The 6,467-nt window shown below is 39.7% G+C and carries 4 protein-coding genes and 2 pseudogenes; all 6 read left to right on the top strand.

What is annotated here, in order from left to right; all coding sequences use genetic code 11:
• Positions 1–92 (top strand): annotated as a pseudogene (locus tag I4V84_RS19600) (CDP-alcohol phosphatidyltransferase family protein); the annotation flags it as partial.
• 274 nt (positions 93–366) lie between these two features.
• Positions 367–2,106: an IS1182 family transposase gene (locus I4V84_RS07830; protein ID WP_195991527.1), complete on the top strand. Its 1,740-nt coding sequence runs from the start codon at positions 367–369 to the stop codon at positions 2,104–2,106.
• Positions 2,107–2,359: 253 nt separating this feature from the next.
• Positions 2,360–4,619, top strand: a pseudogene (locus tag I4V84_RS07825) (VaFE repeat-containing surface-anchored protein).
• A 236-nt stretch (positions 4,620–4,855) separates the two neighbouring features.
• Entirely contained in the window at positions 4,856–5,182 is a 327-nt protein-coding gene (locus tag I4V84_RS07820) for a YdcP family protein (RefSeq protein ID WP_008792581.1), read from the top strand.
• 15 nt (positions 5,183–5,197) lie between these two features.
• A complete protein-coding gene (locus I4V84_RS07815) occupies positions 5,198–5,581 on the top strand; it encodes a YdcP family protein (RefSeq protein WP_008687119.1) in 384 nt (127 codons plus the stop codon).
• 101 nt (positions 5,582–5,682) lie between these two features.
• Positions 5,683–6,447, top strand: coding sequence for an MBL fold metallo-hydrolase (locus I4V84_RS07810; RefSeq protein WP_008687118.1), 765 nt, complete (start codon positions 5,683–5,685; stop codon positions 6,445–6,447).
• The last annotated feature ends 20 nt before the right edge of the window (positions 6,448–6,467 follow it).

Genomic DNA, 6,467 nt, shown 5'->3' with positions numbered 1-6,467 from the left:
TGTTGATTGGTTTGTGCGCTATAATGATGGTCATATCGGTCGCTCTGTATATTATCCAGAATACCAGGACTCTTAAGGAAGAGACTGTATAAGCAATTTTATATTGCAATGACTAGAAAAATATTTAGGAGAAGATAGATATAAACAGTAAGTCAAACACACAAACTATGGAGTCTTTAGTCGGTTTAATAAAATTTTAGATAGAAAATAAATCATTATAAAAAGGGGCTGTCGGGAAATAGATAGTTCCAGAGCAGAGAGGGTATGACTCACAACGAGTCATACCTTCTCTGAATTTATCTGAAAAAAGAAAAAAGATGGCTAACGACAACCATCTTTCTCTCCGTTACATGTTATAATGTAACTATGCTAACAACTAATTATTATAACGATTTTTTTGAGTTTGGGCAACAGAAAATTAACTTTAGTTTCTTCGAATTGAGTTTACCTGACGGCGCTCCAGTCTATACCCTGAAAAAAGTGATGGAGGAATTAGATTTTTCTGGCTTGTTAGCCAATTGTTCAGATAAGGGAAGAACCGGGTACAACCCAATTATGATGTATGCTGTAGTTACCTATGCAAATATGCGGGGAATACGTTCTGTTGACCGTATTGTTGATCTGTGTGAAAGAGACCTTGCTTTTATCTGGCTGACGCGCGGACAAAAACCGAAACGTGATGCTTTTTATGACTTTAAAAACAGGAAGTTGACATCTGATGTCCTGGATGACCTGAATTACCAGTTTATGCGGCGGCTGCAGAAAGAAGGGCTGGTCACATTAAAAGAACTTTTTATTGACGGTACAAAAATAGAGGCAAATGCGAACCGTTATACTTTTGTATGGCGCGGAAGCATCAATTACCATCTGGCAGGACTTCTGGACTCTATCGACCAGCTTTTTGAAAAATATAATTCTTTTTTGCAGGAGAATGATTATGGGACAAAGTACGAGCTGGGAAATGCACAGATGTTTGTGATCGAAGGGATGGATAAAGTCCGGGAAGTGATCGAAAAGAACAGAAAACGAAAGCTTGTAAAACATAAAAAGCTTTCAAATAACCGTATTATAGAGATCGATAACTGTTCACCGCTTGAAATACGGAAACTCCAGAACAATCTCACGATGATCGCAGACAACGAGGGAATCGAATTCGTTTACGGAAAAGGAAAAAGAAAACCTGCACTTCAACAGCTGCATGAGGAACTGGAACAATGCGGAAGACGACTGATGGAATATAAAGAATGCTTTGAGATCATGGGAAAAGACAGAAACAGTTATTCCAAAACAGATCTGGAAGCGACTTTTATGCGTATGAAAGAAGATCACATGCTGAACGGACAGTTAAAGCCAGCATATAATGTTCAGATCGCGGTAGAGAATTATTTTATCGTACATGGATATGTAAGCAGCGACCGCACCGATTATAATACCCTAATCCCGGTCCTTGAAAAACATAAGAATGCTTTCGGGAGTATTCTGGAAGAAGTAACTGCGGACAGCGGGTACTGTAGTGAAAAAAATCTGCTTTATTTAAAACGGAATGAAATATCCAGTTATATAAAACTGCAGGATCATGAAAAGCGAAAAACACGCGGTTATTCAGAAGATATCAGTAAATATTACAACATGAGGACAGGGATCTTTGAAGATGAACAGTTCTATATCTGCCATGACGGACGTGAACTGCGGCATCTCAGGACAGAGAGCAAAGAGCAGGATGGATATACGCAGACCTTTGAGGTATATGGTTGTGCAGACTGCAGCGGATGTGAACATAAAGCGCGCTGTCTGTATAAGTATGATGCGGAGAAAGATGCCGAAAAGAACAAAGTTATGAAGATCAATGAACAATGGGAGGAACTGAAAGAAAGATCGCATGCCAATATCCAGAGTGAACGCGGGATCCTGAAACGCCAGACACGTTCCATTCAGACGGAAGGACATTTTGGAGATATCAAGGAAAATGAGAACTTCCGGCGTTTTAATTACCGTTCGGCAGATAAGGTATATAAAGAATTCATGCTGTATGCTATTGGAAGAAATATAAATAAATATTATCGTTTTTTATACGAAAAACACAATAAAAATCTGATTATCCGCTAAAACACAGTATCTATCAGCATTTTCAAGAAAACAAATACATCAATTTACTACTTATTTACTACTAACGAATGAGCCTTGATACGCAAGTTTTCCTAGATATGCAAAGATATGGTACAGCACATCAGTATTAAAATAAGAAAAAATTGAATAACTCATAGACTATGGAACGCCTAACATGACGTTCCTTTTCTATTTCCAGCCGTTCTTATTGGACGGCTATTTTATTACCCAAAATGAAAGGAGCATTAGATTTATGAAAAAGATGTTAAAACGATTGTGTACGGGCTTCTTAGCTCTTGCAACTGTCGTTACTGCTTTACCGACTACACCCGTCCATGCAGAAAGTAAGCAATACTGGACGGAAAGTGCAGAGCGTGTCGGTATCATTGAAAAAGTAATGAATGACGGTTCTATCGGTTCGACATTCAATGAGGGCTATATGAAAGTCGAGGGCGAAACTGCCTATTGTATCGACATTAACACAAACTTTAAGAACGGTTACAAGACCAGAGCTGACGCAAGCTCACGCATGAGTGCTGACCAGATTTCAGATGTGGCGTTATCCTTAGAGTATGTCAAACAGTATGGCGAAGCTCACAAGGAACTGAACTACAAACAAGTCTATCTGTTGGAACAATGTGTAGTCTGGCAGAGATTGAGCGTACATTTTGGCTGGCAATGTGATAACGTGCGAGCTTCTTATGATGAAATTCCAAAGGCAACACAGGACGAAGTTTTCTCTGGTGCAAAAGCCTTTATCAAAGAAAATAAAGGACGCTATGAATGTGGCGGTTATATCTACTCTGGCGAGGGGCAGGAATTAGGACAATTCTGGGCGAAGCTGAATGTCGGAAATGCGAAACTGCAAAAGACTTCCAGTAATACCAGCATTACCGACGGTAACGGGAATTACTCTATTGCAGGTGCAACCTATGGTGTCTTTTCTGATAAGGACTGTACGAAACAGCTTGCCACCCTTACGACTGATGAAAACGGAAATACAGATGTTGTAGAGGTAAAGGCTGGCACAGTTTATATCAAGGAGTTATCCGCACCAGCAGGATATAAAGTAGATAAAACCATATATTCCTTAAAGGTTGAAGTTGGAAAGACAGCAATTTTGAAAGTATCAGATACGCCAAAAGTAACGGACACTTTGATTGAGCTTTTCAAGATTGATATGGAAACACAGAAAGACAATCCGCAAGGGAACGCTTCTTTAGCAGGTGCGGAATTTACATGGAAGTATTATGCAGGCTTCTATAATAAAGACAATCTCCCTGCCGAAGCTACTCGTACATGGGTTACAAAGACAATCGCTGAAACAGACAGCGACGGGACAACTCACTACATCGCAAAATTAGCGGACGCATACAAGGTATCTGGCGATAGCTTCTATATGCAGGACGGCAAGGCGGTTCTTCCACTTGGAACGCTAACCGTTACGCTCTGATAGTAACAAAGGTTTTGAACTTATCCCACCTTTTGAAATCGTGGTATCAAGAAATAACCTTGTGATTGATTTAGGAACGCTGACTGATGAATACGAAAAAGAAATCTCTATCCATACCACAGCGACCAGCAAAGACGGCGAAAAGACTATCCTTGCAGGAAAAGAGATTACGATTGTTGATACTGTCAAATTAGACGGACTTACAAAAGGCACAAAGTATCAGTTAAAAGGCTGGCAGATGTTAAAAGAAGAAAATGTAGAACTTCTTATCAATGGAAAACGTGTGGAAAATGATTATACCTTTGTCGCTGATGATGAAGAAATGAAAGTGGAAATTTCCTATACATTTAATGCGTCTGCTTTAGGTGGCAAAAACCTTGTTACCTTTGAAGAATTGTATGATTTAAGCAATCCAGACGAACCCGTAAAAGTTGCGGAACATAAAGACATTGAGGACGACGGACAGACGGTACTTATCACAGAGCGTATCGTCAAAATTCATACGACTGCTACGGATAAGGACGGCAACAAAGAGCTTGAAGCTGGAAAAGACGTTACAATCATTGATACCGTAATCTTAGAGGGCTTAGAAGTCGGTACACAGTACAAACTTGTGGGCTGGCAGATGTTGAAAGAAGAAAATGCAGAGCTTCTTATCAATGGAAAACGTGTGAAAAGTGATTACACTTTTACTGCTGACAGCGAAACTATGAAAGTGGAAGTTGCCTTTACCTTTGACGCTACTTCTCTTGACGGCAAACAGCTTGTAACTTTTGAAGAATTGTACGATTTAAGCAATCCAGACGAGCCGAAGAAAGTTACCGAGCATAAGGATATTGAGGATAAGGGACAGACGATTACCTTTAAGGAAAAAACCAAAGTCCCAGAAGAACCAAAGAAACCCGAAACACCACAGACACCAGATACACCGCATAAAACAGACAGTCCAAAAACTGGCGATAGCACAAACCTTTACGGACTGCTTGCACTTCTTTTGACTTCTGGTGCTGGACTGGCAGGTATCTTCTTCTGCAAACGCCGTAAAATGAAGAAATCATAAGGCGGTAACGGTATGAGAAAAGAAAAATCACGTTCTCCGCCGATACCGTGTCGGCAGACTTCCGCTTATTCTGGATTGTCTGCTACTTACCTGCAAGAACACGGATAGTCAAGGGTGCGTAAGCATTGATTTTACCCTTTACTATCTGGGGGATTGCTGGTACTTCCCAAACCGCCAGAATAAGAAATCACAATCAAAAAACTTATCAAAAATAGAAAGAAATGAGGTAAAACACTATGGAAATGAAATATGTCGTGCCAGATATGGCACAGTCTTTTGGAACTCTTGAATTTGCAGGCGAAAGTGAGCCAGTCTTTGAAAGAGATAAAAATAACCGCAGGGTCTTAGCCAGACGAAGCTATAACCTTTATTCTGACGTACAAAAAGGCGAAAATGTTGTGGTAGAAATTCCCGTGCAGGCTGGCGAAAAGCATTTCAAGTATGAACAGAAAGTAAAACTTGTCAATCCGAAGTTATATGGCAGAGGTTACGCAATCGGGGATATGGGACATACCGATTATGTGTTGCTTGCTGATGATATTGTAGCAGTTGAAGAAAAGTAAAGGAGTGAAGAATTTATGAGATTATCAAACGGGTTTGTTATTGACAAAGAGAAAACATTTGGAGAATTAAAATTTACAGCGGTGCGAGATGTGTTCTTGCAGAATGAGGACGGGACACCGAGTACCCAGCTTAAAAAGCGTATCTATGATTTGAAGTGCAGTCTGCATGGTGGAATTATCCCCGTGTCCGTACCGCCAGAAGTACCGTTAAGGGAATTTCCGTACAATGCGGTTGTGGAGCTTGTCAATCCAGTAGCCGATACGGTATCAAGAAAAACCTATACGGGTGCAGATGTGGACTGGTATGTAAAGGCAGAGGATATTGTATTGAAGAATAAAAGCAACCAGAACGCAGGCAATACACAGAACCATACACCGCAGGGACAACCGAAAAAATAGACTTGCTGAATAGATTTTCGTTGTAGAGGATATACGGAACTGTTATAATATGGGTATGAAGAAAGCGACAAATTAAAATTTTTAGGGAGTGAGAATAGTATATGGACAGTTGGTTTACCGTCGAACAAATAGACCAAGATACATTCGTCATCAGCGAATACAAACACTGGGAAGAAACACATTGTTATCTATTGTGTGGGACAAAAAGAGCCATTCTGATTGATACAGGTTTAGGTGTTTCCAACATCAGAGAGGTTATTGATGGATTGACGAAACTGCCCGTTACAGTAATCACTACTCATGTTCATTGGGATCATATCGGTGGACATAAATATTTTCGGTCTATTGCAGTTCATGAAGCAGAAAAAGAATGGCTATCGGTCAAATTCCCTATACCTTTGCAAGTGGTAAAAAACAATATTATGTGCAATCCATGTGATTTCCCCTCGGATTTTAAGGTAGAGAAATATCAGATTTTTCAAGGGGTTCCGCAAATGATTTTACATGATGAAGATTGTATTGACTTAGGGAACAGAAAGTTGGTAGTTATTCACACGCCCGGTCATTCTCCCGGACATTGTTGTTTCTATGAAGCGGATAGAAAATATCTGTATTCCGGCGATTTGATATATAGCGGTTGCCTTGATGCTTTTTATCCATCAACAAACCCACAAGAATTTTGGAAGTCTGTTAGAAAAATTCAATCTTTAAAGATAAGTCGAATTTTGCCAGGACATCATCATTTATCTATTCCAGTTACTATAATTGACAAGATAGAGACAGCTTTTCACAACTTGTCAAATGAAGGGAAATTAAAACAAGGGAATGGTATATTCAGCTATGAGGGGTTTCAAATCCATATCTGAAATGCAATCTTAGTTTTACA

This window comes from Ruminococcus sp. 1001713B170207_170306_F1 (assembly GCF_015668065.1).
GTDB classification, from domain to species: domain Bacteria; phylum Bacillota; class Clostridia; order Lachnospirales; family Lachnospiraceae; genus Blautia_A; species Blautia_A faecis.
Note: the sequence above shows the minus strand (reverse complement) of the source record. Positions and strands in the feature narration are given on the sequence as shown.